General features: G+C 66.8%; 28 protein-coding genes. 12 read left to right on the top strand and 16 right to left on the bottom strand.

Annotated elements, in window-relative coordinates:
- Window positions 1-87: 87 nt before the first annotated feature.
- Genes ACSQ89_RS26930 through ACSQ89_RS26890 form a run of 9 tightly spaced genes read left to right on the top strand, consistent with a single transcriptional unit; the run spans window position 88 to window position 8,043 of the window.
- The gene (locus tag ACSQ89_RS26930; protein ID WP_436293977.1) at window positions 88-1,428 is read left to right on the top strand and encodes an ABC transporter substrate-binding protein; all 1,341 of its coding nucleotides are present in this window, start codon (window positions 88-90) and stop codon (window positions 1,426-1,428) included.
- A 23-nt stretch (window positions 1,429-1,451) separates the two neighbouring features.
- Window positions 1,452-2,402, top strand: coding sequence for a carbohydrate ABC transporter permease (locus tag ACSQ89_RS26925; RefSeq protein WP_093108492.1), 951 nt, complete (start codon window positions 1,452-1,454; stop codon window positions 2,400-2,402).
- A complete protein-coding gene (locus ACSQ89_RS26920) occupies window positions 2,399-3,346 on the top strand; it encodes a carbohydrate ABC transporter permease (RefSeq protein ID WP_436293978.1) in 948 nt (315 codons plus the stop codon). Before ACSQ89_RS26925 ends, ACSQ89_RS26920 begins: the two co-directional genes overlap by 4 nt.
- Window positions 3,343-3,513, top strand: coding sequence for a hypothetical protein (locus ACSQ89_RS26915; RefSeq protein WP_170855626.1), 171 nt, complete (start codon window positions 3,343-3,345; stop codon window positions 3,511-3,513). Before ACSQ89_RS26920 ends, ACSQ89_RS26915 begins: the two co-directional genes overlap by 4 nt.
- Before the next feature lies 1 nt (window position 3,514).
- Window positions 3,515-4,627: an ABC transporter ATP-binding protein gene (locus tag ACSQ89_RS26910; RefSeq protein WP_436293979.1), complete on the top strand. Its 1,113-nt coding sequence runs from the start codon at window positions 3,515-3,517 to the stop codon at window positions 4,625-4,627.
- Window positions 4,614-5,645 (top strand): ABC transporter ATP-binding protein, encoded by a 1,032-nt coding sequence (locus tag ACSQ89_RS26905; protein WP_436293980.1) that lies wholly within the window; start codon window positions 4,614-4,616, stop codon window positions 5,643-5,645. Before ACSQ89_RS26910 ends, ACSQ89_RS26905 begins: the two co-directional genes overlap by 14 nt.
- Window positions 5,642-6,274: a dihydroxyacetone kinase subunit DhaL gene (gene dhaL / locus ACSQ89_RS26900; protein ID WP_093108330.1), complete on the top strand. Its 633-nt coding sequence runs from the start codon at window positions 5,642-5,644 to the stop codon at window positions 6,272-6,274. The genes ACSQ89_RS26905 and dhaL overlap by 4 nt, the downstream gene beginning before the upstream one ends.
- A complete protein-coding gene (gene dhaK / locus ACSQ89_RS26895) occupies window positions 6,271-7,254 on the top strand; it encodes a dihydroxyacetone kinase subunit DhaK (protein ID WP_436293981.1) in 984 nt (327 codons plus the stop codon). The genes dhaL and dhaK overlap by 4 nt, the downstream gene beginning before the upstream one ends.
- Before the next feature lie 45 nt (window positions 7,255-7,299).
- Entirely contained in the window at window positions 7,300-8,043 is a 744-nt protein-coding gene (locus tag ACSQ89_RS26890; protein WP_436296575.1) for an alpha/beta hydrolase family protein, read from the top strand.
- On the opposite strand, the gene ACSQ89_RS26885 is transcribed toward ACSQ89_RS26890, so the two are convergent.
- Window positions 7,980-9,116 carry a saccharopine dehydrogenase family protein gene (locus ACSQ89_RS26885; protein ID WP_436294114.1) on the bottom strand — a complete coding sequence of 379 codons (1,137 nt, stop codon included), beginning with the start codon at window positions 9,114-9,116 and terminating at the stop codon, window positions 7,980-7,982. The two genes, ACSQ89_RS26890 and ACSQ89_RS26885, sit on opposite strands and share 64 nt — an antisense overlap.
- 175 nt (window positions 9,117-9,291) lie before the next feature.
- On the bottom strand, window positions 9,292-10,239 hold the full coding sequence (locus ACSQ89_RS26880; RefSeq protein ID WP_436294115.1) for a LysR family transcriptional regulator: 948 nt from the start codon (window positions 10,237-10,239) through the stop codon (window positions 9,292-9,294).
- A gap of 197 nt (window positions 10,240-10,436) precedes the next feature.
- Between ACSQ89_RS26880 and hglS the strand changes: the two genes are divergently transcribed.
- Entirely contained in the window at window positions 10,437-11,825 is a 1,389-nt protein-coding gene (hglS, locus tag ACSQ89_RS26875) for a 2-oxoadipate dioxygenase/decarboxylase HglS (protein ID WP_436293983.1), read from the top strand.
- Here the strand turns inward: hglS and ACSQ89_RS26870 are convergent.
- Window positions 11,809-11,934: a hypothetical protein gene (locus tag ACSQ89_RS26870; protein ID WP_436294121.1), complete on the bottom strand. Its 126-nt coding sequence runs from the start codon at window positions 11,932-11,934 to the stop codon at window positions 11,809-11,811. The genes hglS and ACSQ89_RS26870 overlap by 17 nt on opposite strands.
- Between ACSQ89_RS26870 and ACSQ89_RS26865 the strand changes: the two genes are divergently transcribed.
- Together ACSQ89_RS26865 and ACSQ89_RS26860 are read left to right on the top strand one after the other, a co-directional pair.
- Entirely contained in the window at window positions 11,933-12,394 is a 462-nt protein-coding gene (locus ACSQ89_RS26865; RefSeq protein WP_093108345.1) for an Lrp/AsnC family transcriptional regulator, read from the top strand. The two genes, ACSQ89_RS26870 and ACSQ89_RS26865, sit on opposite strands and share 2 nt — an antisense overlap.
- 15 nt (window positions 12,395-12,409) lie before the next feature.
- A complete protein-coding gene (locus ACSQ89_RS26860; RefSeq protein ID WP_436293984.1) occupies window positions 12,410-13,090 on the top strand; it encodes an aspartate/glutamate racemase family protein in 681 nt (226 codons plus the stop codon).
- A 53-nt stretch (window positions 13,091-13,143) separates the two neighbouring features.
- Here the strand turns inward: ACSQ89_RS26860 and ACSQ89_RS26855 are convergent, their stop codons facing one another.
- From ACSQ89_RS26855 to ACSQ89_RS26795, 13 genes are all read right to left on the bottom strand, one after another.
- A complete protein-coding gene (locus ACSQ89_RS26855) occupies window positions 13,144-13,428 on the bottom strand; it encodes a hypothetical protein (RefSeq protein ID WP_436293985.1) in 285 nt (94 codons plus the stop codon).
- Window positions 13,429-13,539: 111 nt separating this feature from the next.
- Window positions 13,540-14,184, bottom strand: a complete 645-nt coding sequence (locus tag ACSQ89_RS26850) for an EamA family transporter (protein ID WP_436296574.1) — start codon at window positions 14,182-14,184, stop codon at window positions 13,540-13,542.
- Window positions 14,172-14,477, bottom strand: a complete 306-nt coding sequence (locus ACSQ89_RS26845; protein WP_436296573.1) for a hypothetical protein — start codon at window positions 14,475-14,477, stop codon at window positions 14,172-14,174. Before ACSQ89_RS26845 ends, ACSQ89_RS26850 begins: the two co-directional genes overlap by 13 nt.
- A gap of 40 nt (window positions 14,478-14,517) precedes the next feature.
- Window positions 14,518-15,123: a helix-turn-helix transcriptional regulator gene (locus ACSQ89_RS26840; protein WP_436293989.1), complete on the bottom strand. Its 606-nt coding sequence runs from the start codon at window positions 15,121-15,123 to the stop codon at window positions 14,518-14,520.
- 218 nt (window positions 15,124-15,341) lie between these two features.
- Window positions 15,342-15,815 (bottom strand): ferritin-like domain-containing protein, encoded by a 474-nt coding sequence (locus ACSQ89_RS26835; RefSeq protein WP_436293990.1) that lies wholly within the window; start codon window positions 15,813-15,815, stop codon window positions 15,342-15,344.
- A gap of 133 nt (window positions 15,816-15,948) precedes the next feature.
- Entirely contained in the window at window positions 15,949-17,286 is a 1,338-nt protein-coding gene (locus ACSQ89_RS26830; protein ID WP_436293991.1) for a cytosine deaminase, read from the bottom strand.
- A 112-nt stretch (window positions 17,287-17,398) separates the two neighbouring features.
- A complete protein-coding gene (locus tag ACSQ89_RS26825; protein WP_436293992.1) occupies window positions 17,399-18,646 on the bottom strand; it encodes a phenylacetate--CoA ligase family protein in 1,248 nt (415 codons plus the stop codon).
- The gene (locus tag ACSQ89_RS26820) at window positions 18,643-19,455 is read right to left on the bottom strand and encodes an ABC transporter ATP-binding protein (RefSeq protein ID WP_436293993.1); all 813 of its coding nucleotides are present in this window, start codon (window positions 19,453-19,455) and stop codon (window positions 18,643-18,645) included. Before ACSQ89_RS26820 ends, ACSQ89_RS26825 begins: the two co-directional genes overlap by 4 nt.
- Window positions 19,456-19,468: 13 nt before the next feature.
- Window positions 19,469-20,797: an ABC transporter substrate-binding protein gene (locus ACSQ89_RS26815; protein WP_436293994.1), complete on the bottom strand. Its 1,329-nt coding sequence runs from the start codon at window positions 20,795-20,797 to the stop codon at window positions 19,469-19,471.
- Window positions 20,798-20,864: 67 nt separating this feature from the next.
- Window positions 20,865-21,941, bottom strand: coding sequence for a branched-chain amino acid ABC transporter permease (locus ACSQ89_RS26810; RefSeq protein ID WP_436293995.1), 1,077 nt, complete (start codon window positions 21,939-21,941; stop codon window positions 20,865-20,867).
- 16 nt (window positions 21,942-21,957) lie between these two features.
- Complete coding sequence (locus ACSQ89_RS26805) at window positions 21,958-22,887, bottom strand: branched-chain amino acid ABC transporter permease (protein WP_436293996.1); 930 nt, start codon at window positions 22,885-22,887, stop codon at window positions 21,958-21,960.
- 1 nt (window position 22,888) lies between these two features.
- Window positions 22,889-23,677 carry an ABC transporter ATP-binding protein gene (locus tag ACSQ89_RS26800; RefSeq protein WP_093108356.1) on the bottom strand — a complete coding sequence of 263 codons (789 nt, stop codon included), beginning with the start codon at window positions 23,675-23,677 and terminating at the stop codon, window positions 22,889-22,891.
- Complete coding sequence (locus ACSQ89_RS26795; RefSeq protein WP_436293997.1) at window positions 23,674-25,626, bottom strand: AMP-dependent synthetase/ligase; 1,953 nt, start codon at window positions 25,624-25,626, stop codon at window positions 23,674-23,676. Before ACSQ89_RS26795 ends, ACSQ89_RS26800 begins: the two co-directional genes overlap by 4 nt.
- Window positions 25,627-25,686 lie beyond the last annotated feature (60 nt).

Genomic DNA, 25,686 nt, shown 5'->3' with positions numbered 1-25,686 from the left:
GTATGAGGCCTTAGGGTTTGCGTTGATTGATTTATTTATTGCAATCTTTATTCTTCAATCGTCCCATGACCAACAGGAGATGAAGCAATGAAGTGGCTGACGAACAAGCGATCGACTTTCGGCACGGCGCTCCTCGCGGCGCTGACGCTGGCCTCCGGTGCCGCGCAGGCCCAGACCAAGCAGCTCACGCTGTGCTGGGCGGCCTGGGATCCGGCCAACGCGCTGGTGGAGCTGTCGAAGGACTTCACCGCCCAGACCGGCGTGCAGATGAAGTACGAGTTCGTGCCCTGGCCGAATTTCGCGCAGCGCATGCTCAACGAGCTCAACTCCAAGGGCAAGCTCTGCGACCTGTTAATCGGCGACAGCCAGTGGATCGGCTCGGCCGCGACCGAGGGCCACTACATCAAGCTCAACGAGTTCTTCGACAAGAACGGCATCAAGATGAGCGACTTCATGCCCGCCACCGTCGAGGGCTACTCGACCTGGCCCAAGGGCACGAAGAACTACTGGGCGCTGCCCGCGATGGGCGATGCCGTGGCCTTCACCTACCGCAAGGACTGGTTCGCCCGGCCCGAGCTGCAGGCGGAGTTCAAGGCCAAGTACAACCGCGAGCTCGCGCCGCCCAAGACCTGGGACGAGTTCAAGCAGATCGGCCAGTTCTTCCAGAACCGCACGATCGACGGCAAGAAGGTCTACGGCGCGGCGCTCTACACCGAGCGCGGCTCCGAGGGCATCACCATGGGCGTGACGAACACCCTGTACGCCTACGGCATGCAGTACGACAACCCGAAGAAGCCGTACGACATGAAAGGCTTCATCAACGGCCCCGAGGCCGTGGCCGGCCTCAAGTTCTACAAGGAGCTGTTCGACTGCTGCACGCCGCCCGGGCATTCCAACGCCTACATGACCGAGGACCTCGACTCCTACAAGTCGGGCCAGGTCGCGATGCAGATGAACTTCATCGCTTTCTTCCCCGGCATCGCGAAGGACCCGAACGTGGGCGGCGAGAAGACCGGCTTCTTCACCATGCCCAAGGCCAAGGTCGCCGCGGCGCAGCTCGGCGGCCAGGGCATCTCGGTCGTCAAGTACTCCGACAAGAAGGAGCTCGCGCTCGACTACATCAAGTGGTTCGCGCAGCCCTCGGTGCAGCAGAAGTGGTGGGACGCGGGCGGCTTCTCGTGCCACAACGCGGTGCTCGGCAAGCCGGGATTCGAGAAGAGCACCTCGTACGCGCCGGTGTTCCTCGACTCGATGAAGATCGTGCGTGACTTCTGGCAGGAGCCGAGCTACGCGCAACTGCTGCTGGCGATGCAGAAGCGCACGCACGACTACGTCGTAGCTGGCAAGGGCACGCCGCAGGAAGCGCTCGACGGTCTGCTCAAGGACTGGACCGAGGTCTTCAAGGAAGACGGGAAGATCAAGCCTTGAAGCGTGAGACGTCGGAGCCGACCATGAGCGCCCTCCCGTTGGCCACCACCGTTCGCGCCGAGCCGGGCATCGCCGTTCGCGGCAGGGTGCCCGGCCAAGGCCTCTCCGACCGCGCGCTGGCATGGCTCTTCGTCGGCCCGACGATCCTGCTGCTGCTGGCCTTCAACATCTTCCCGCTCATCTGGACGATCTGGCTGTCCTTCACCAACTTCCGCGCCAACCGGCCGGGCGCCGAGGTGCTGTGGGTCGGCATCGGCAACTACTCGCGGGTGCTCAACGACGAGTCGATCTGGGAGAACATGCGCGCCACCGCGCACTTCCTCACCTGCTCGATAACGCTGCAGCTGCTGCTCGGCTTCGGCCTGGCGCTGATGCTGAACCGGCGCTTTCGCACGCACAGCTTCTGGAGTACCGCGATCCTGCTGCCGATGATGCTGGCGCCGGCGGTGGTCGGCACCTTCTGGAAGTATTTCTTCGAGCCGCAGTACGGCATCTTCAACTACATCGTCAACTTCTTCGGCGGGCCCGGCACCTTCACGATGCTGGGTGACACCAAGCTCTCGCCCTGGGCCATCGTGCTGGTCGACACCTGGATGTGGACGCCCTACGTGATGCTGCTGCTGCTGGCCGGCCTGCGCTCGATCCCGCCCTATCTCTACGAGGCCGCGGAGATCGACCGTGCGAGCGAGTGGACCAAGTTCTGGCGCATCACGCTGCCGATGGTGATGCCCTTCATCATCCTCGCGGTGCTGTTCCGCGTGATCGAGAACTTCAAGATGTTCGACCTCGTGGACCAGCTCACCAACGGCGGCCCGGGCTCGGTGACCGAGCTGGCGTCGATCAAGCTCAAGCGCGAGGCCTTCGAGAAATGGCGCACCGGCTACAGCTCGGCGCTGGCCATCATCCTCTTCGTGGCCATCTACGGGCTCTCGCTCGTGACGGTGCGATTCCTCGATCGGGTGAAGCAACGATGAAGAACGCCGTCCACAGCCCGCTCGACCCGACGCCGCGCGCGAAGGCTTTCGCCGGCATCGTCGTGATCGGCTACGCGCTGATCTCGCTGATCCCGCTGGTGTGGATCCTGCTCACCAGCTTCCGCACGCCGCAGGATGCGATCGCCTATCCGCCGCAGGTCATCACGCAGCCTTCGCTGATCGGCTATGTCAACCTCTTCACCACCCGCTCGCGCGTGGGCGCACTGGAACTGGCCGCGCTGCCGCCGCCCGCCACCTGGTACGAAGGCCTGGTGCGCGAGCAGCAGATGATCCTGGCCGGGCCCTCGCGCTTCTCGGACCGCTATCTCAACTCGGTGCTGATCGGTTTCGGCTCGACGCTGCTGTCGGTGGTGCTGGGCACGCTCGCGGCCTATGCCTTCTCGCGCTTTCGCGTGCCGGGCAAGGACGATCTGCTGTTCTTCATCTTGTCGACGCGGATGATGCCGCCGATCGCGGTGGCGATCCCGATCTACCTGATGTACCGCGCGGTCGGCCTGTCGGACACGCACCTCGGGCTGATCCTGCTCTACACGGTGGTCAATCTCTCGCTCTCGGTCTGGCTGCTCAAGGGCTTCATGGACGAGATCCCGCGCGAGTACGAGGAGGCCGCCATGGTCGACGGCTACACGCGCTTCCAGGCCTTCATCAAGGTGGTGCTGCCGCAGGCCGCCACCGGCATCGCGACCACCGCGATCTTCTGCCTGATCTTCGCGTGGAACGAGTACGCCTTCGCGCTGCTGCTCACCAGCGGCACGGCGCAAACCTCGCCGCCCTTCATCCCGACCATCATCGGCGAGGGCGGCCTCGACTGGCCGGCCATGGCCGCGGGCACCACGCTGTTCCTGCTGCCGGTGCTGGTGTTCACCGTGCTGCTGCGCAAGCACCTGTTGCGCGGCATCACCTTCGGAGCGATTCGGAAATGAAGAAGAACTGGTTGTCCCGCGCGCGCTGGGAGCCCGCCAGCATCGCCCTCATCGGGCTCGGCCTCGCGATGCTGATGCAGCCCTGGTCGCTCGAGATCTACAGCTGGTCCTTCGCCGTTCTGCTGGCCGGGGTCGCGGGCTACACGGTCGCCGGAAAGCTGCACTGACATGGCCGAGATCCGCATCGAAAAGCTGCACAAGCGCTTCAGCGATTTCGTCGCCGTGCGCGACTCCACACTGACGCTGGAAGATGGCAAGTTCGTCGTGCTGCTCGGCCCCTCGGGCTGCGGCAAGACGACCACGCTGCGCATGCTGGCCGGCCTCGAGTTCCCGACCTCCGGCTCGATCACGCTCGCGGGCCAGGACGTGACCTACCTGCGCCCGCGCGAACGCGACATCGCGATGGTGTTCCAGCTCTTCGCGCTCTACCCGCACCTGGGCGTGCGCGGCAACCTCGAGTTCCCGCTGCGCAACGAAGGCTTGAAGCGCGCCGAGATCGACCGGCGCGTGGCCGACGTCGCGGCCATCCTGCGCATCGAGCACCTGCTCGGCGCGCGGGTGGGCGGGCTTTCGGGCGGCGACCGGCAGCGCGTCGCGCTGGGCCGCGCGATCGTGCGGCAGCCGCAGGCCTTCCTGATGGATGAGCCGCTGGGCACACTCGACGCCGAGTTCCGCGAGCTGATGTGCGTGGAGCTGCGCAAGCTGCACGAGCGCTTGCGCACCACCACCGTCTTCGTCACGCACGACCAGAACGAGGCGATGGCGCTGGCCGACCACATCGTCGTGATGAACCAGGGCGAGATCCTGCAGGCCGACGAGCCGGGCGGCATCTACAACTTTCCGAGCTGCATGTTCGTCGCGCGCTTCATCGGCCGGCCGCCGATGAACTTCGTGCCGATCTCGGGCGCGGTGCGCCCGGGCGATGACGCGGTCTCGCTAGCCGGCTTGCCGGTGACGGTGCCGCGCATCGAGCAAGGCGCCGGCGCGGCGGTGCTCGGCGTGCGGCCGGAGCACGTTCAGGTCGGCGCGCCGGGCGAAGGGCTCGCGGCCGAGGTGCGGCATGTCGAGTACTTCGGCTCGCACTGGATCGCCGAGCTGGCGACGGCGGCCGGCACGCTGAAGGCGCTGATCGACAAGTCGCAACGGCCGGCATTGGGCGACCGTGTCGCCATCGGCTTCAACACCGCGCGCATCGTGCTCTTCGACGCCGGCACCGAACAATTGCTTGCCAGCGCGACCACGCGCCACCACCGGGAGGCCTTGCGCCATGGCCAGCATTGAACTTAGCGGCGTGAGCCGCGCCTTCGGCGAGGTCAAGGCGGTGACGGAGCTGAGCCTCCACGTCGCCGACGGCGAATTCCTCGTGCTGCTGGGCCCCAGCGGCGCCGGCAAGACCACCACGCTGCGCCTCATCGCCGGCCTGGAGCGTCCCGATGCCGGGCGCATCCGCATGGACGGCCACGACATCACGGACAGCCTGCCCGCGAGCCGCGACTGCGCCTTCGTGTTCCAGCAGTACTCGCTCTACCCGCATCTCACCGTCTTCGACAACCTCGCCTTCCCCTTGCGCTCGCCGCTGCGGCGCAGCGAGCCGGTCGAGGTCAAGCGCCGGGTGGAGGAAGTGGCGGCCATGCTGCACATCGAGGCCAAGCTCACGCGCCGCGCCACCGAGCTCTCGGGCGGCGAGATGCAGCGCGTGGCCATCGGCCGCGCGCTGGTGCGCCGGCCGCGCGTGTTCCTAATGGACGAGCCGCTCTCCTCGCTCGATGCGCAACTGCGCGAGGAATTGCGCGTCGAGCTCCGGCGCCTGCAGCGCAGCACCGGCGCCACCGTGATCTACGTGACGCACGACCACGTGGAGGCCACCACCATGGCCGACCGCATCGGCATCCTCGAACGCGGCGTGCTGCAGCAGGTGGGCACGCCGCTCGCGGTCTACGGCGACCCGCACACGCTGCCGGTGGCGCAGCGCCTCGGCTCGCCGGCCATCAACGTGCTGCCGGCGCAGTGGTTCGACGGCCGCTCGCCGGCCGGCACCGCGCACGTTGCGATCCGCCCCGAGGACGTGCTGCTCTCGCCGGAGGGCGAGGCGGCCGGCTTCCAGGTCATCGAGTGCTCGCTGGTCAAGCACCAGCTGGTGGCCGAGCGGCAGGGCGTGGAGGTGCATGCGCGCGTGATGCTCGACGCGCCGCTCGCGCCGGGTTCCGAGGCGCGCTTCGGCTTTCCCGCCGAGCGCTGTCTTTTCTTCGATGCGGCCGGATGCCGCATCGCCGCACCCCGAATCCAGGAAGTCCCATGAAAACGGTACACATCATCGACGCGCTGGAAGCCGTGCAGGCGGCGATCCTCGCCAACGAGAGCCAGATCGAATCGCTGGACCGCGCGATCGGCGACGGCGATCACTTCATCAACGTGCGCCGCGGCTGCGATGTGCTGATGGCGATGCGCGACGAGCTGGCGCCGCTCGCGCCCGGTGCGGCCTTCGGCAAGATCGGCCTGAAGCTGCTGTCGACCATCGGCGGCGCCTCGGGTCCGCTGATATCGAGCTTCTTCATCGCGATGGGCAAGACCCTCGCCGGCATCGACGAGCCCGACCGCCGGCAGTTCGCCGCCGCCTTCGCGGATGGCGTCGAGGCCATCAAGAGCCGCGGCAAGGCCGACCTCGGCGAGAAGACCATGCTCGACGTGCTGATCCCGGTCTCGCGCCTGCTGCAACGCCTCGCCGAAGAAAACACGCCGCTGCCGCAGGTGTGCGAGCAGCTCACGGCCGAGGCCCACCGCAACATGCTCGCCACGCGCGACATGACCGCCACCAAGGGCCGCGCCTCCTTCCTCGGCGAACGCGCGCTCGGCCACATCGACCCGGGCTCGAAGACCTGCGAAGTCGCCATTACCGCGGTGTGCGACACATGGAAGGAAATCGCATGAAGAAGTTCGTCAACGACGTGGACGCGATGCTGCGCGAGGCGCTGGCCGGCATGGTGGAGGCGCATCCGCAGCTGCTGCGCGTCGAGTTCGAGCCCACCTTCGTCGCCCGGCGCGAGCGCGCAGCGAACAAGGTGGCGCTGATCTCCGGCGGCGGCTCGGGCCACGAGCCGCTGCACGCCGGCTTCGTCGGCCGCGGCATGCTCGATGCGGCCTGCCCGGGCCAGGTGTTCACCAGCCCCACGCCCGACCAGATGCTGGCCGCCGCGGCCGCCACCGAAACCGGCCAGGGCGTGCTCTTCATCGTCAAGAACTATGCCGGCGACGGCATGAACTTCCAGATGGCGAGCGAGATGCTCGAAGCCGAGAACGCGACCGTGCTGGTCAACGACGACGTGGCGGTGGAGAACTCAACCCACACGACCGGCCGCCGCGGCGTGGCCGGCACGCTGGTCGTCGAGAAGATGGTCGGGGCGCTGTCCGAGCAGGGCGCGACGCTGGCCGAGTGCAAGGCGCTGGGCGACCGCGTGAACGCGGCCACCGCATCGATGGGCGTGGCCTTCACGAGTTGCACGGTGCCGGCGGCCGGGCGGCCCACTTTCGACATCGGGCCCGACGAGATCGAGATCGGCGTCGGCATCCATGGCGAGCCCGGGCGGCGGCGCGCCGCCCACATGCCGGCCGACGAGATCGTGCGCACGCTGATGGATGCGATCCTCGGCGACCTGAAGGCCCAGGCCGGGCGCCAGGTGCTGCTGCACGTCAACGGCTTCGGCGGCACACCCTTGATGGAGCTCTACCTGCTGCACCATGCGGCGAACCGGCGCCTCGAGGCCGAGGGACTCAAGCCGGTCCGATCGCTGGTCGGCAACTACACGACTTCGCTCGACATGGCGGGCGCCTCACTGACCGTGAGCTTGCTCGATGACGAACTGGTGTCGCTGTGGGATGCGCCGGTGCACACGGCGGCGCTGCGCTGGTAGGGGCGGTGCGCTGCATACTTGGGGTTCAACTCCCTCCCACTCTGCATGACGCCTGAAACGCAGAAGATCTCCATTCCCGTCGACGGCAGCGTGAGCGTCTCCGCGCTCGTGCAGGCGCCGGCTGATCCGACTGCCTGCTATGTGTTCGCTCACGGCGCGGGTGCGGGCATGGCGCATCCGTTCATGGGCGCGGTATCGGACGGCTTGGCCGCACGAAGGATCGCGACCTTGCGCTACCAGTTTCCGTACATGGAGCTTGGCAGCAAACGTCCTGATTCACCTCGCGTTGCCCATGCCGCGGTTCGGGCCGCTGCCGCGCGGGCCTCCGAGATGTTCGGCGCGCTTCCCCTCTTCGCGGGCGGCAAGTCGTTCGGCGGCCGGATGACGTCGCAGGCGCAGGCGCTGGCGCCGCTGCCCGGCGTGGCCGGCCTCGTCTTCCTGGGTTTTCCGCTGCATCCGGCAGGGGTGCCTTCGACCGAACGCGCGGCGCACCTGTTCGACGTGCAGTTGCCCATGCTGTTCATTCAAGGCACGGAGGACAAGCTCGCCGAGCTCTGCAGGATTCGCTCGGTGGTCGAGGAACTGGGAGACCGCGGGTCGCTGATGGAGATCGCCCATACGGACCACTCCTTTCACGTGCGCCGGCGCTCAGGCCGCAGCGACGGCGAGGCGATGGAGGAGCTGCTCGACGGAATGGCGATCTGGATGCAGGCGTGCGATCCGGATCAGGCGTGTGCGAACTCGCCCGTTGGCCGGGTGGCCGACGACGGCACGCCGAGGCCCTTGTAGTAGTGCCCGACCTTGGTCGCGAGGAACTGCTGGAGAGAGACCTGCTCCTGGCCGACGAAGCCGCTCGCGGGAAGCTTTCCCTGTTGCAGCAACTCGAACACGCCAACGACGCCGGCGGCGGTGGTGAGTTCGATGGCAGTGCGTTCCTTTCCGCGCAACGCAGCGCCGAACACGCGTCCGACGCGCGTTTCCTGTTCGAACCGGCTGTCGCGAAGGCCCGATGCCGAGGCAAACAGAATCACGACGTCTTCGCGGCTGTGCGGGACTGCGTGCTCGAGCACCTGGCGCAGCAGGTCGCGTCGCTCGATCAGGCGAAGATCGTGCAGGAGGAAGTTCATCGCATCGCGGTGACCAGGGTACCGAATGGTTTTGTAGTCGAGGTTCCTGACTTTTCCCTCCAGGCTTTCGCACAGGGTACCCAGGCCACCCGAGGTGTTGAAGGCTTCGAACGCTTCGGCGTCGAGCGTGAAGGTCTCGTGCCCTTCCAGCGGCTGCACCGACACCAGCTGGCCGTTGACGATGGCGTTGCACGGGTTGCAGTACTCGTTGATGACGCCGTCGATGCTCCACGTGAAGTTGTAGCGCAGGCTGTTCGTTGCGTTGCGGGTGAGGGCGCCGACGCGCAGGCGCAGGTCGTAGAGTTCGTCGAAGCGGTTGGCCAGGTAGCTTCCGAGCATGCCGATCACGCCTGGCGCCAGGCCGCTTTGCGGCATCAGGACCGACGTCGCTTGCCTGGAGATCTCGCGGATGGCTTTTGTTGCAGCCACGTCTTCGGTGAGGTCGAAGTAGTGGACGCCGCAACTTGCGGCCGCGGTGGCCACGCGCTGGGCGAGGTAGAAGGGCAAACAGTTGATCACAACCGAATGGGCCGACAGCGCCGCATCCAGCTCTTCGCTGCTTTCGACGTCGAGAGAAATCCTGCGCACGAGCACATCGCTCTCATCGCCGCGGCCCGGCTTCAGGTCGGCGAGCGTGACCGGCAAGCGGTGGTACTCGGCAATCATGTCCGCCACCGTGCTGCCTACCTTGCCGGCACCAAGAACCAGCACCTTTTCAATCGCTACCTTCGTCATTTCATTTCTCCTGGAGCTGCCTGCCCGTTGAAAGAAAATGTAGAACTGAGTGTTGGCAGATGGCAGAGAGCAGATCGTCGAAAGAGTGATTCGCTTCGTCGATCCGACGAAGGCATTCGTCGAGTTGGGGCTTGCCGAAGTTCGCTGCAGGTCTGCTGGAGCGCAGCCATTGCGCTCAGCGCACGACGGTCGCAGCTGGCTCGCGTGATTTCGTCCGGCCGCGCGGCCGCGACGCGGCCGCCTCGCCGACGAGCCAGTCCCGAAATGCCAGCACCAGGCGATTTTCTGCACCGAACTCCGGAACGACAACGTAGTACGCCCGTTGGGTGATCAGCGCCTCACGAAACAGGATGATCAATCGATCGGATGCGAGCTCTTCCTCGACCAGAAATTTAGGCACCAGCGCGATCCCGAGCCCGTGGGCCGCGGCCTGCGCGAGCATTGCGAATTGCTCGAAGCGCGGGCCGCGCATGGCGTGAGGCGCCGAGACCTTGACCTGCTCGAACCATTCCGCCCATTGCATGGGCCGCGACGACTGATGAAGAAGGCACTGGCCTGCCAGGTCCTCGCGGGTGTGGATGCCGCTGCGGCGTTTGAATTCAGGACTGCACACGGGGACGACGCTCTCGCCAAGTAAATAGTCGCAGGAGGCGCCCGGCCAGAAGTCGACGCCGAAGTGGATGGCCGCGTCGAAGGGCTCGCGCGCGAAGTCGAAGGGTTCCGTTCTTGACGCGAAATTGACCGTGACGCCAGGCTGCAGCGCAGCGAAGCGCCTCATCCGGGGAATGAGCCATCGCGTCCCGAACGTCGGCAGCACGGCCAGATTGAGAACCTCGCCGATGCCACCCATGGTCATCACCCGCTGGGTTGCGTTCGACAGCGTCTCAAGGCCCGTGCGGAGCTCCGCCGCGTAGACGCGGCCTGCCTCCGTCAGCACGATGCGCTGACGCACGCGGTGAAAGAGTGCTGTGTCGAGCTGATCCTCCAGCTGCTTGATCTGGCGCGAGATCGCACTCTGCGTGAGATGGAGTTCGTGTGCCGCGCGCGAAACGCTGGCATGGCGTGCAGCACTTTCGAAGGCCATGAGCTGCCCCATGGATGGAAGGAATTCTCGTCTGTACATGATGACTAAAGTGCAATACGTAGAAAGACGGTCACGGATAGAAGATGCGAACCTGAGTGCGCAAGTTGATTCCATTTTTGCATTAAATCGTTCCGACTTATCGCTATCCACCGTCCGTCGTCTTGACGATAGTTGGGCAACGGCATCAGCGCTTTTCCGCTGTGCCCAACCTTCTGAAATCTTCTGTCGAGCCACACATGACGACGAACGCTTTTGTTGAACCTGACGACATCCGTACCTTGTTTTCGCGGGCGCTGTCCGGCATGTACAAGACCGAGGTGCCTCAGTACGGCGCCTTGCTCGATCTCGTCGCCGACATCAATGCCGAAGTGCTGCACGAGAACAAGAGGCTCGCTGATCGCTTGCGCGAAACGGAACAGCTCGATCGGCTGGACGTTGAGCGTCATGGCGCGATTCGTCTCGGGACCGTCGAGGAGCTCGCGGTCGTGCGCCGCTTGTTCGCGGTCATGGGCATGCGAGCGGTCGGCTACTATGATCTTTCGGTGGCCGGCGTTCCGGTGCACGCGACAGCCTTCCGTCCCGTCGAAGATTCTTCGCTCAAGCGAAACCCCTTCCGGGTGTTCACGTCGCTCTTGCGTCTGGACTTGATCGACGACGCCGCACTGCGCGAGCGTGCCGCGAAGATCCTCGTCGGGCGCAGCATCTTCACGCCGCGTTGCCTTGATCTCATTGACCGGGCGGAGCGCGATGGCGGCCTGTCCGGCCGGGACACGCAAGAGTTCGTCGCGCAGGCGCTCGAGACCTTTCGCTGGCACAGCGAGGCGACCGTCGACATCGAGACTTATCGGCAGCTGAGAGCGTCGCATCCGCTCATCGCCGATGTGGTGTGTTTCAAGGGGCCGCATATCAACCATCTGACCCCCCGCGTGCTCGACATCGACCAGGCGCAGGCGGCGATGCTGGAGAATGGCATCCGTGCGAAAGACGCGATCGAAGGTCCGCCGAAGCGCAAGTGCCCGATCCTGTTGCGCCAAACGAGCTTTCTCGCCCTGGAAGAGCCGATCCGCTTCCAGGGAGCCGAAGGCGCTGACGGCACCCACACGGCCCGGTTCGGCGAGATCGAACAGCGCGGTTGCGCGCTCACGCCCAAAGGGCGTGCGCTCTACGACGATCTATTGAAAGCTTCTTTGGAGTCCGGGCGCGATGCAGGGTCGAGGGCATCGGCTCTGGCGCGAGTCTTCGAAGCCTTCCCGGATGATGCACGGGCGCTGCAGCGGGCGGGACTTGCGTATTTCCGTTATTCGGTCGACCGACGCAACCTGGTCCGTTCGAGGCCGGTATCGGCGAACGCGAGCGTCGACGAGCTTCTGGACCAGAGCCTGGTGCGTGCGGAGCCGCTTGTGTATGAAGACTTCCTCCCTGTCAGCGCCGCAGGCATCTTCCGCTCGAACCTGGGATCGGAAGGAGCCGCGCACTACGTCGCCGGCGGCAACCGGGAAGCCTTCGAAGCCGCGTTGGGCACGAGCGTCATGAACGAGTTCGCCTTGTACGAGGCCGCGCAAGCAGCCTCACTCGAAGAGTGCAGGCGCGAACTGGCCAACGTGCCGGTCACGGCGTCAGCTTGACCCCCAGGGTCGACTCGGGAACGTTCGGCTCGCGCTGCGCTTCCTGTAGACCCACGAGCGCCTGCTCGGCCGCGCCACAATCGCTGATCTCCGCTGCAAGGCCGCCCATGGACCTACGACTCGATGACCTTGATCGCCACCTTCTGACCTTGCTGCAGGCCAATGCCCGCGAGCCGGCGGCCAACCTGGCGCGCAAGCTGAAGATAGCCAGGACCACGGTGGTCGCGCGAATCGCGCGACTGGAGCGGGAGGGCGTCGTCTCGGGTTATGGGGTTCGCCTCGGACAGCGGCTCGAGCAAGCGGCGGTTCGAGCGTTCTGCGGGCTCAGCGTCAACGCCAAGGCTGCGCCCGCGGTCATCAAGGCGCTCGAGCGTCTGCCCGAGGTGGAGGAGGTCTGGGCCGTGAGCGGCCAGTTCGACTACATGGTCCTTCTCCGGTGCGAAACGCCTGAACAATTGGACAAGCTGCTCGATCAGCTGGGTCAGATCGACGGCATCAACCAGACACAAACCTCCATCGTGCTCAGTCGAAAGATCGATCGTCGCAGCACCGTCTCGAAAAGCGGATAGCCATCCCAGCCAGAAATGACCCCCAGCCCTGACAGATTCCTTGGCGTTCTGATGCTCGATACGCGGTTCCCGCGGCCGCCTGGCGACATCGGCAATCCGGAGACCTTCAGCCGCAACGGCATCCCGGTTCGTTTCCGGGTTGTCGAGGGGGCGTCACCCCGACGGATCGTGAAGGAGGCAGATCCCGCGTTGCTTCGACCATTCGCCGACGCCGCCTTGCAGCTGGTCGAGGAGGGTGCCGCGATGATCACGACCAGCTGCGGTTTCCTGGCCGCCTACCAGAACACGCTGGCCGAAGCAGTGCCCGTGCCGGTCTTCACCTCGAGCCTGTTGCATTGCCGGGAGTTCGCGCGTCCCGGTATCGTCACCTTCGACGCGGCTGCGTTGAACGCAAGCATTCTCAAGGCGGTCGGCGTTCCGGAGGCGACGCCTGTGCAGGGCGTGGAGCCAGGATGCGAGTTCCACCGGCGCATACTCAACAACGAAGATCGGCTCGATCTTGTCGAAGCGCGCAGGAACGTGGTCGACGCCGCACGGCGCCTTGTGAATCTGTTTCCCTCGGTCGAAGACATCGTGCTCGAGTGCACCAACATGCCACCCTACCGCGAGGCTGTTGCGCGAGCGACGGGGCGCCACGTGCATGACATCGAAACCTTGGTGGTTGCCCGGTGGAGGATCTCCACCGCGTCGTCATAGCAGGTGGGCGAAAAGAGATGTCCTGGACGCGCGACGCACCCGCGCAAGCGCGCTCAGGCGTACCGGATGCGCCGGTTGGAGCGCTTCACTAGGAGTTCGTCGGCAACCTCGACGGCGCGGCGTCCCATGACCGCGACCGGATAGCTGCCGATCATGACGTTGTCGTAGGTGATGGTGGCGTAGCTGAATTCGGCGCCCAGCGCAGCCGCCGCGTCCTGCAGGCATTCGGCCACCGAGGGCAGGCCTTCGCGCTCGTAGCGCCGTGTGCCGTCGCCGATCCCGACATACGAGTTGAAGTTTCTTTCGCCGCGCTTGGTGATTTCAACGGCAGGTTGCATCGCTTTCTCCCAGAGTTCGCTGCGGCGATTGTGTTCAGGCCTGTCTGCTGTCGGTAGTGGCCATTGGTATTACCCGACCGTCCGTCGTAATCAGGCCGACGCGCATTCACGCTATTGACGCGGCACATCCCCCCGGCCGGGAATCCCGCCGCTGGCGAGCGCGACGCCCAGCACGGCGCTGGCCACCGCCAGGGCATCGACGGCAGTCAACCGATCGTCGAGCCACCACCACCCGCCCAGCGCCGAGACCACGGGCGCCAGCGCGCCGAAGGCCGCCGCCCGTGCAGCGCCCAGCCGGATGATGGCGGCGGAAAAAAACCACACCCCCAGCAGCCCGGCGAGCACGCCCTGCCACAGGGCCTGCCACAGCAGATCGCGAACCGGCGCATCGAAAAGGTGGATCTCGCTGCCGCGCCACCCGAGCCATGGCAACAGGAGCAGCGTCGACCAGGCGTTGACCAGCGCGGCGCCCTGCCATGCGCCGAGGCCGCTCTGCCGGAACGAGAGCGTGAAGCCGGCCCACAACGCGGCGGCCAGCAAGAACATCAGATCGCCCCGCCATGCGCCGCCATGCGCCGCCATGCGCCGCCATGCGCCGGCGTGCCCCGCCGTGCCGAACTTGCTGCCGAGCAGGGCCACGCCCAGGGCCATGCACGCGAGGCCGAGCGTGCGCCAGCGGTCGGGGCGTTCGCGCCAGAGAACCCACGCGAACACCGCTGCGAAGAGCGGCGAGGCGCCCGCCATCAGAACGCCCATGTGGGAGTGGGCGCAAACATCGTTCCGGTCATCGCGATGAGCCCGAAGGGCAGCCCGGCGCCGATCACCATGCCGGCCAGCAACCGGCGCGGCACGCCGCGCGGCAGCAGGCCGGTGCGCAGCAGCAGCGGCAGCAACACCAGCGCGGCGATGCCGTAGAGCAGGATCGCCAGGTCGGGCGGGGCGATCGTGGTCGTCGTCGACTGGCGGGTCACGACCTGCCATACGCCGCCGACCAGCGCGGCGGCGACGCCGGCCAGCATGCCGGCAGCGAGACGGGAAGGGTGCAACAAGATCGGCTCCACAGGCAGCTGCGAAGCCGGCAGTGTCGGGTCAGCGAAGTGCGGGCGCTGCCAGATTCGTGCGCATTCGGCTCGGCGTGAGGCCGAAGCTGCGGCGGAACACGCCCGTGAAGTGGCTGTGGCTGGCATAGCCGAGTTCCGCGGCCAGTGCGCTCAGGTTGCGCTCGCCCTGCCGCAGCCGGTCGAGCGCCAGCGTCATCCGCAGCCGCGTGCGAAAGCCGTGCAGGCTCAGGCCGGTTTGCAGCCGGAAGCGCCGCGCCAGGTGGAATGCCGAACAGTTTGCCGCCCTGGCGATCTCCGTGAGGGTGTCGTCTCGCTGCGGCTCGGCGGCGATGTATTCGCGAGCCCGTTCGACGGCGCGGTGCGGACGCCGCATCGACGCCTCGCCGGTCGTGGGCACCAGCGCGCGCACGACGGCGGCCAGCCGTTCTTCGATATCCAGCCGCTCGAGCTGCTGCGCCGCCAGCGCCCGCGACCAGCCGGCCATCTGCAGATGCACCGCGAGCGGAAGCGGCGATCGGCCCGACGGGCCGAGGTTCTCGCCGACGATCAGCAGCGCGCTGCGCTGGTCCGCCCAGGGCCGACGGAGGCGGTAGGCCTGCGACGGGGAGAGCCACAGAGCGGACGCGGATCGCAAACGAATCCGTGGGCGCCGATACGGCACTCGAAGCAGGCTGATAGCGGCAGCAGCAGGCGCGGGCCGTCGACCCGGTAGCTGTCGCTCCACGCAGGGTCGGGCGCGGCGAGCGTCAGCTGCTGCCAGCTCAGCAAGGCACTCTCGAAAACGATGCGGCGCGAATAGGCCATGGCGCCGACATTGTGGAGCGCCTTGGGCGCGCCGTGCAGCCCCGTCGGTCAGCGGCGCGCGCGCGCCTCGTCGCGCAGCAGCTTGATCTGGTCGTGGTTGCGCTGGGCGCCCTCGGCTTGGCGCTCGACCACCGCGCGCGCATCGACCGGCAGGTTTTGCTTCAAGGCCTTGCGGTAGCGCGCCACGGCCGCGTCTTCGCCGCGTTCGCATTCCTCGAGCATCGAGAGCTCGCTGTTGGCGCCCACCAGGCCCTTCACATGCACCCAGCCGCGGTGCACCGCGCCGCTGGCGGTGCCGCCTTCGGCCGGCTTGCCGCCGTAGCCCAGGATCAACTGCGCCAGTTCGCTGGCCGCCTGGCCGCAGGACGCGGCGCGGTCGTTGAACAGCTGCTTCAGGCTGGCCGATTTCACTTCCTCGGCGCAGGTGCGAAAGCCGTATTCGCCGTCGCGCGCGTTCTCGATCAGGTCGTTCAGCACGTCGACCACCTCGTCGGCGGCCAGAATTCCGGTGTCCATTGCCATGATGAAAATACTCCTTGGTTGCCTCCGCGAGGAGGGTTGCTGGAGCTTTCATGATTGCGCCGCACCGTGCCGGGAACGTCAGTGCCGCCTGACGGCGCGTGTAGGGTTTCGCCGCCCTGGGGCGGGCCGCTGTTCAGGCGCGCATGAGGTCGTCGAGCAGCCTGTAGTCCGGCGAGCGCGTGTCGATTGCACGTCCCGCACGCAGCACCGTGCGGTCGAACTGCGCGCGCGCGAGCATCTCGGAATAGCTGCGCGCCTTGAGGACCAGCAGGTCGGCCACAGCGCCGGCCTTCAGCACGCCGTGGGCGGTGCCCATGATCGCGGCCGGCGTCTCGGTGGCGGCGCGGATCCAGTCGGAAAGCGGATGGTCCAGGTGCAGGATCTTCACTGCCTGGGTGAAGGTGTCGAGCATGTCGTGGTCGCCGTAGGCATAGAAGGGATCGCGGCAGTTGTCGCCGGCCACCGCCACGCGCAGGCCGCGCGCCTTCATCTCGTGCAGCACCGTCACGCCGCGCCAGCGCGGCGTGCGCGCTTCCTGGCTGCGGTCCTGCAGGTACATGTTGACCGTGGGCAGGCTCACGATGTCGATGCCGGCGCCCTTGCAGGCCGCGATGGTCTCTTCGATGAACTCGTCGGTCTGCAACGCGAGTGCGGTGCAGTGGCCGCACAGGATGCGGCCGGCGAAATCCTGCGCCACCGCGGTGTGCGCGACGCGGATCAGCGCGCGCGAGCGCGGATCGGTGGATTCGTCGACGTGCAGGTCGAGGTCGAGCCCGCGCTCGGCGGCGAGTTCGAACACGCGCACCAGCGCCGCGTCCAGGTCCGGCGGCATCGGGTCGCCGGGGTAGGCGCCCGAACGCGTCACGCAACCCAGCCGGCCGCCGCTCTCGGCGACGATGTCGGCGAGCTGGCGGCCTTCTTCGGTCAGGAAGATGTCGAGCGGCGCGATCGACGAGGCCTGCAGCTCGACGCGTCCGGCCCAGCGCTCGCGCAGCTCGTGGAACACGGGAAACGAGATCGCGGCCTGCGGCGCCAGCGAATCGAGGTGCGTGCGGATCGCGACCACGCCCTTGGCATAAGCGGTGGCGAGGCCGAACTCCATGCGCCGGCGCACGTCCTCGGCATGCCAGCGCGCGTTGCGGTCGCGCTGCGTAGCCATCGAGGCGCCAGCGCCATCGCCGGTGGGATTGGCCTGGCGCGGCCAGATGTGGCCCTTGTCCAGGTGCGTGTGGCAGTCGACCATGCCCGGCAGCAGCATCGATGCGTCGAGATCGGGGCCGAGTTCGGCCGGCAGCGTGCCGGCGGGCTCGATGGCGGCAATGCGACCGTGGTCCACCAGCAGGTCGACGGGTGCGAGTTCATCGTCGGCCCCGGTCCTCGGCACATCGGCCTGGACGAGGCAGCGGGGCGCACGCAGATTGCGCAGCGCGAAGCGCGGGGTGGTGGGCGGATGAAAGAAGGCGTGGGTCATCGCAAGAATCGTAACGAGCTCCCGGCGTTGCAAGGAGCATGCCGCGAGGGTTGCGCCGCCGCGCCTTCGTCGATGTCGGCAAGCCGATCGCAGCGTCGCCGGGCGTTCCGTATCAACGGTAGCTGCGCGCGTCCTCGATCACCTTGCCGTCGTTGGGCAGGCTGCCCGGCGCCACGAATTCGACCGTGCCGCGCAGCTTGGTGACGTCGCGGATGGCCTCGGCCACGCGCTCTGCCAGGCCTTGCGCGGCCGCGGCGCATTCGAGCCTGAGCGTCATGCGGTCGTCGCCCATCTCGCCTTCGACCACGAGCCGTGCGCGCTGCACTTCCGGAAAGCGCCGTGCGATCTCCGCCACCTGGCCCGGATGCACGAACATGCCGCGCACCTTGGTGGTCTGGTCAGCGCGGCCGAGCCAGCCCTTGATGCGCGTGTTGGTGCGGCCCGTGGGGCAATGCCCCGGCAGCACGGCCGAGAGATCGCCGGTGCCGAAGCGGATCAGCGGGTAGTCGGGGTTCAGCGTGGTGACGACGATCTCGCCGACCTCGCCCTCGGGCACCGGGTCGCCGGTGCCCGGGCGCACGATCTCCAAGATCACGCCCTCGTCGAGCACCAGGCCTTCGCGCGCCGAGGTCTCGTAGGCCACCAGGCCCAGGTCGGCCGTCGCGTAGCACTGCGTGCCGGCCACGCCGCGCTCGGCGATCCAGTCGCGCAGGCTTGGCGGGAAGGCCTCGCCGGACACCAGCGCCTTGGTCATCGAGGGCAGCGCGACCTTCTTCTCGGCCGCCTTCTCGAGGATGATCTTCAGGAAGCTCGGCGTGCCCACATAGCCCGCGGGCTTGAGATCCGCGATCGCTTCCACCTGCTGCTCGGTCTGGCCGGTGCCGCCCGCGAACACGGTGCAGCCGAGCGCGTGTGCGCCGCTTTCCATGAGCGCGCCGGCCGGCGTCATGTGGTAGCTGAAGCAGTTGTGCACCAGCTCGCCGCCGCGAAAGCCCGCGGCGTGCAGCGCGCGTGCGGTGCGCCAGTAGTCGCGCGCCTCGCCTTCGGGTTCGTAGATGGTGCCGGGGCTGGCGAACACGCGCGTCATGCGCGGCCCGAAGTGGATCGCCGCGAAACCGCCGAAGGGATCGTTCGCGCGGTGCGCCTTCTGCAAGTCGAGCAGTTCGGACTTGCGCGTGACGGGCAGCTTCGCCAAGGCGTCGCGGCTCGTGATGTCGCGAGCCTTGATGCCGTCGAGGATCTTCGCGAAAGCAGGCGCCGCGGTCTGCGCCTGCGCAATCTGCTTGGGCAGCGCGGCCAGCAAGTCCTGCTCACGCTCACCCGGATCACGCACTTCCAGCTTGTCATAGAAATCGGTCATGCGAGCCACCTCTTGCGCCGCTTGTAACTCTTGACTTCGCGGAAGCTCTTGCGGTCCGCGCCGCCGACGCCGAGATAGAACTCCTTGACGTCCTCGTTCTCGCGCAGGCTCTGCGCCTCGCCGTCCATCACGATGCGGCCGTTCTCGAGGATGTAGCCGTAGTCGGCATAGCGCAGCGCCATGTTGGTGTTCTGCTCGGCCAGAAGAAAGGTCACGCGCTCCTTCTCGTTCAGGTCCTTCACGATGCCGAACACCTCCTCCACGATCTGCGGCGCCAGCCCCATGGAAGGCTCGTCGAGCAGCACCATGTTCGGGTTGGCCATCAGCGCGCGGCCGATGGCGCACATCTGCTGCTCGCCGCCCGAGGTGTAGGCGGCCTGCGAAGCGCGGCGCGTCTTCAGCCGCGGGAAGTAGGCGTAGACCTTCTCCAGCGTCTCGGCGACGGCGGCCTTGCCATCGGTGCGCGTGTAGGCGCCGGTCATCAGGTTGTCCTCGATCGTCAGGTGGGCGAAGCAGTGGCGCCCCTCCATCACCTGGATCAGTCCGCGCTTGACCAGCTCGGCCGGCGTGAGCGCCTCGATGCGCTCGCCGCGCAGCTCGATCGTTCCCTTGGTCACCGCGCCGCGCTCGCCGGCCAGCAGGTTCGACACCGCGCGCAGCGTGGTCGTCTTGCCCGCGCCGTTGCCGCCGAGCAGCGCCACGATGCCGCCCTCGGGCACCTGGAGCGAAACGCCCTTGAGCACCAGGATCACGTGGTTGTAGATGACCTCGATGCCGTTGACGTTGAGAACGATGTTCGCTGCGCTCATGAGCTGTGCTTCGTCAGGACTGGCATTCCGCGGGCGTGCGCGCCGTGAGCTTCTTGTCGGCGGCGTACTTGGCGGCCGTGCTCCTGACCAGCGGCTTGATCACCTGCTCGTCGGCCTGCAGCCAGTCGGAGGTGAACTTCCACTCCTTGCCGTCCCAGGTGTGGATGCGCGCCCACGATGCACCCATGTGGTCGACGCACGAGGTGCTGATCGGCCGCATCACGCCCGCGAAGCCCAGCGCGTCGAGCTTGGCCTGCGTCAGGTTCAGGTTCTCCAGGCCCCAGCGCACCTGTTCGCCCGTCATGATCTTGCCCTTGCCGAAGCGCTCCTGCGCCGAGCGGATGCCTTCCAGCGCGAGCATCGCGCTCATGGCGCCGCGCATGTAGAGCACCTGGCCGACATCGCCCTTCGGTCCCGTGCCCTGGCCCTTGTCGTGCACCAGCGCGAGGACGTCCTTGACGAACTTGGATTGCGGCTCCGCACCATGCTGCAGCGCCACCGCGTTGTAGCCCTTGGCGCCGTCGGCCACGTCCTTCACGTCGGGCTCCGAGCCCGACCACCACACCCCATACATCTTCTCGCGCGGGTAGCCCGTGGCCTGCGCTTCCTTCAGTGCGGTGGAGTTCATCACACCCCAGCCCCACAGCAACACGTAGTCGGGCCGGTTCTGACGCACTTGCAGCCAGGTCGCCTTCTGCTCCACGCCGGGCGCCGTCACCGGCAGCAGTTGCAGGTCGAAGCCGTGCATCTTCGCGCGCTCCTGCAGCAGCGGGATCGGCTCCTTGCCGTAGGGGCTGTCGTGGTAGAGCAGCGCGAACTTCTTGCCCTTGAGCTTGTCGAGCCCGCCCTCCTTCTTGGCGATGGCCTGGAGGATGGCGTCGGCGGCCACCCAGTAGGTGCCCGCGATCGGGAAGTTCCACTTGAACACCGTGCCGTCGGCGCTCTCGCTGCGGCCGTAGCCCACGGTCACCACCGGAATCTTGTCGACTGGCGCCTTCTCGGTGATGGCGAATGTCGCGCCGGTGGACAGCGGTTGCACGAAGGAGGCACCGCCGCCCTTGCCCTTCAGGCGCTCGTAGCACTCGACGCTGCGGGCGGTGTCGTAGCCGGTTTCACATTCCTCGAAAGTGAGCTTCACGCCGTTGAGGCCGCCGCGCGCGTTGACCAGCTTGATGTAGTCGACGAAGCCGTTGGCCCATGGCGCACCGTTGGGGGCGTAGGCGCCGGTCCGGTAGGACAGCACGGGAATGAACTGCTCCTTGTCCTGGGCCAAGGCGCCCGTCGTCGTCAGGCAGGCAGCGCCGGCAGCCAGGGCGATCATCAGTTTGCGAAGTTTTTTCATGTGTGTCTCCTAGTCGAATGAATGAACGAAGCACTACCCGGTCAACAGAAAAACATGCGCGGCGGCGTCAATGGGGGAACGGCCATAGCTGCAGCTTCTGCTTGGCGGTCGACCAGAGCTTGGCCAAGCCATGCGGCTCCACGATCAGGAACCAAACGATGAGCCCGCCGAAGATCATCAGCTCGGCGTGCGCAATGCCGGCGGTGGAAATCTCGATCCCGAATGCGCCGGCCAGCATCGGCAGCAGCTGGTTGAGCGCGATCGGCAGCACGACGATGAAGGCGGCGCCGAAGAAGCTGCCCATGATCGATCCCAGCCCGCCGATGATCACCATGAACAGCAGGCGGAACGAGTAGTCCACCGAGAAGGCCGAGGGTTCCCAGGCGCCGAGGTACACGAAGGCCCACAGCGCGCCGGCCACGCCGATGATGAAGGAGCTGACCGCGAAGGCGCTGAGCTTGGCGTACATCGGCCGGATGCCGATCACCGCGGCGGCCACGTCCATGTCGCGGATCGCCATCCATTCGCGGCCGATCGCGCCGCGCACCAGGTTCTTGGCCAGGATCGCGATGATCACCAGCGCCACCAGGCAGAACAGGTACTTGCTCAGCGCGCTCTCCAGCGGCAGGCCGAACACCTGCAGGTTCGACACCGCGACCGAGCCCGAAGGCGTGTCGAGCGTGAACCACTTGATGCGCAGGAACATCCAGTCGGCGAAGAACTGCGCCGCCAGCGTCGCCACCGCCAGGTACAGCCCGCGCACCCGCAGGCTGGGCAGGCCGAACAGGATGCCGAAGGCGGTGGCACACAGCCCGCCCAGGATCAGTGCGGGGATCAGCGGCATACCCGGCACGCGGACGAAGAAGTTGTAGGCGCCGTAGGCACCCACGGCCATGAAGGCGCCCGAGCCGAGCGAGATCTGGCCGCAGTAGCCGACCAGGATGTTCACGCCGACGGCCGCCAGCGAGAAGATCAGGAAGGGAATCAGGATGGCGCGGAACAGGTAGTCGCTTGCCATGAGCGGCACGCCGACGAAGGCGAAAGCCAGCACCAGGGCGATGAAGACGCGGTCCTGCAGGATCGGGAAGACCTGCTGGTCGGCGCGGTAGGTGGTCTTGAACTGGCCGTTTTCGCGGTAGAGCATGTGTGGGTTCCTTCGCTCAAACGCGATCGATGATCTTCTCGCCGAACAATCCCTGCGGCCGGAACAGCAGGAACACCAGCGCCAGCACGTAGGCGAACCAGATCTCGATGCCGCCGCCCACGTAAGGGCCGAGGTAGACCTCGGACAGTTTTTCGCCCACGCCGATGATCAGCCCGCCGAGGATGGCACCCGGCACCGAAGTCAACCCGCCGAGGATGACCACCGGCAGCGCGCGCAGCGCGACCGTCGCCAGCGAGAACTGCACGCCCAGCTTGCTGCCCCAGATCATTCCGGCCACCAGCGCCACCATGCCCGCCACGCACCACACGGTGACCCAGATGCGCGAGAGCGGAATGCCGACGGACTGCGCCGCCTGATGGTCGTCGGCCACGGCGCGCAGCGCGCGGCCGGTACCGGTCTTCTGGAAGAAGAGCGACAGCAGCGCCACCAGCGCGGCTGCGATGGCGGCCGCGATCAGGTCTTCCTTGCTCAGCAGGATGCCGCCCTGGAACACCGAGTCGAAGGCGAAGATCGGATCCTTGGGCATGCCGATGTCGATCTTGTAGATGTTGCTGCCGAAGATCGTCTGGCCCAGCCCGTCGATGAAATAGGCGATGCCCAGCGTGGCCATCAGCAGGGTGGCGCCGTCCTGGTTGACCAGGTGGCGCAGCACCAGCCGCTCGATTGCCCAGGCGAGCGCGAACATCAGCGCGCCCGCGAGCACGAAGGCCGCGATGTTGGCGAACCAGGGGTTGGCGATGCCGCTCCAGACCGGTACCCATTCGGCGAAGCGCGCCATCGCCAGCGCGGCGAACAGCACCATCGCGCCCTGCGCGAAGTTGAACACGCCGGAAGCCTTGAAGATCAGCACGAAGCCCAGCGCGATTAGCGCATAGAGCATGCCGACCATCAGGCCGCCGAACAATGTCTCGAGGAAGAAGGCCATGCTAGTGCTCCGTCCCGAGATACGCCCGGATCACGTCTTCGTTGTTGCGCACCTCGTGCGGCGTGCCGTCGCCGATCTTCTTGCCGTAGTCGAGCACCACCACACGGTCGGAGATGTCCATCACCACGCCCATGTCGTGCTCGATCAGCACGATGGTGGTGCCGAACTCGTCGTTCACGTCGAGGATGAAGCGGCTCATGTCCTGCTTCTCTTCCACGTTCATGCCGGCCATCGGCTCGTCGAGCAGCAGCACCTGCGGCTCCATCGCGAGCGCGCGGCCGAGGTCCACGCGCTTCTGCAGGCCGTAGGGCAGGCGGCCCACCGGCGTCTTGCGGTGCAGCTGGATCTCGAGGAAGTCGATGATGCGCTCGACGAACTCGCGCTGCGCGATCTCCTCGCGCTCGGCCGGGCCCCAGCGCAGCGCCTGGGCGAGCAGGCCGCTCTTCATCTTGAGGTTGCGCCCGGTCATGATGTTGTCGAGCACGCTCATGCCCTTGAACAGCGCCAGGTTCTGGAAGGTGCGCGCCACGCCCATCTCGGCCACCTGGCGCGAGTTCATGTGATGGAAGGTCTGGCCGCGGAAGGTGATGGAGCCCTGCTGCGGCTGGTAGACGCCGTTGATGCAGTTGAGCATCGAGCTCTTGCCTGCGCCGTTGGGGCCGATGATCGCGCGCACCTCGTGCTCGCGCACGTCGAAGCTGATGTCGGCCAGCGCCTTGACGCCGCCGAAGCTCAAGCTGATGTTCTGCACGTCGAGGATGACCTCGCCGATCTTGCGATGACTGCTCATGCCGCCGCCTTCAGGACCGGAAAGGTCTTCGCTTCCACGATCTTCAGCGTGGCATTCACCACGCCCGTGCGCCCGTCCTCGAACTTGACCTGCGTCTCGATGTACTGCTCGGTCTTGCCGCCGTAGAGCGCATCGACCAGCACGCGGTACTTGTCCGCGATGAAGCCGCGCCGCACCTTGCGCGTGCGCGTGAGCTCGTCGTCGTCGGGGTCGAGCTCCTTGTGCAGCACCAGGAAGCGCGCGATCTGCGTCTCGCCCATGCCGTCCTCGCTCGCGAGATCGGCATTGACCTTGGCGATGCATTCGCCGATGAGCGCCAGCGCCTCGGGCTTTCCCGCGAGGTCGACGTAGCCGCCATAGGCCAGGCCGTGCCGCTCGGCCCAGTTGCCCACCGCCTCGAAGTCGATGTTGATCGCGGCGCAGACCTCGTCGCGTGCGTTGCCGAAGCACACGGCTTCCTTGATCTGCGGGAAGAACTTGAGCTTGTTCTCGATGTAGTTGGGCGCAAAGATCGCGCCGCCGGCGAGCCGGCCGACGTCCTTGGCGCGGTCGATGATGCGCAGGTGGCCCTCGGCGTCGATCACGCCGGCGTCGCCGGTGTGGAAGTAGCCGTCGGCATCGAGCACCTCGGCCGTCGCGTCGGGCCGCTTGTAGTATTCCTTGAGCACCGACACGCCGCGCACCAGCACCTCGCCGTCGTCGGCGATCTTGAGCTCGATGCCCGGCGCCGCGCTGCCCACGGTCTGCAGCTTGACCTTGCCGTCCTGCTGCAGGCACACGTAGGCGCAGGTCTCGGTCTGCCCGTAGAGCTGCTTGAGGTTGACGCCGATCGAGCGGTAGAAGCGGAACAGGTCGGGCCCGATCGCCGCACCGGCGGTGTAGGCCACGCGGATTCGGCTCATGCCCAGCACGTTGCGCAGCGGCCCGTAGACCAGCAGGTTGCCGAGCGCATACATCGCCCGGTCGCCGAAGCCGACCGGCGCACCGGTGAGGATGTCGGAGCCCACGCGCCGCGCCAGCGCCATGAACTTCGCATAGAGCCAGCGCTTGGGCGCGGCCGCGTCTTCCATGCGGATCGACACCGCGGTCAGCAGGCCTTCGAAGGTGCGCGGCGGGCCGAAGTAGTAGCTCGGCCCGATCTCGCGCATGTCGTTCATCACCGTCTCGCTCGATTCGGGGCAGTTGAGCGTGAAGCCGCCGACCAGCCATTGCGCCACCGAGAACAGGTGGTCGCCGACCCAGGCCATCGGCAGGTAGCTCATGACGTTGTCGCCGGGGCCGAGCCGATCGGTTTCGACGCCGCCGCGGCCCGCCGCGATGAAGCTCGCATGCGTCTGGCACACGCCCTTGGGCCGGCCGGTGGTGCCCGAGGTGTAGAGGATCACGGCGACATCGCCGGGCTCCACGCTCGCCACGCTCTCGTCGAAGAAGCCCGGATGCGCGGCATCGAAGGCGCGACCCAGTTCGCGCAGCTTGTCGTAGCCCAGCAGGCCCGGTTGCTCGTAGTGGCGCAGTCCGCGCGGGTCGTCGTAGACGATGTGGCCGATGCCGGCACCCTGCTTCTTCAGCTCGCGGCATTCCAGCAGTTTGTCGACCTGCTCCTGGTCCTCGACGATCACGAACTCGATTGATGCGTCTTCCAGCATGAAGACCATCTCGCCGGCCACCGCATCCTGGTAGAGCGGCACCGGCACGCCGCGCAGGCTCTGCGCCGCCAGCACCGCCATATAGAGATGCGGGCGATTGGCGCCCACGATCGCGAGGTTGTCGCCGGCCTTGAAGCCCAGGCTGGCGAGCCCGCAGGCGATCTCGCGCACCTCGCGGGCCACCATCGCCCAGCTCCAGGTTTGCCAGATGCCGAGGTCCTTCTCGCGCACGGCCGGCGCGTCGGGCTGCTGTTGGGCATGGGCCAGCAGCAGGCGGGGAAAAGTGGTGGCTTTGGTCTGCACGATGGGCCGGACTGTAGAACCAAGCTTGTCGTCATCTTGTCGTTTCAACGACAATCCTAG

The sequence above is a fragment of the Variovorax sp. LjRoot175 genome, from assembly GCF_964253805.1.
In the GTDB taxonomy this organism is placed as follows: domain Bacteria; phylum Pseudomonadota; class Gammaproteobacteria; order Burkholderiales; family Burkholderiaceae_C; genus Variovorax.
The sequence above is the reverse complement of the archived record's forward strand: the minus strand, read 5'-3'. Positions and strand labels throughout refer to the sequence as shown.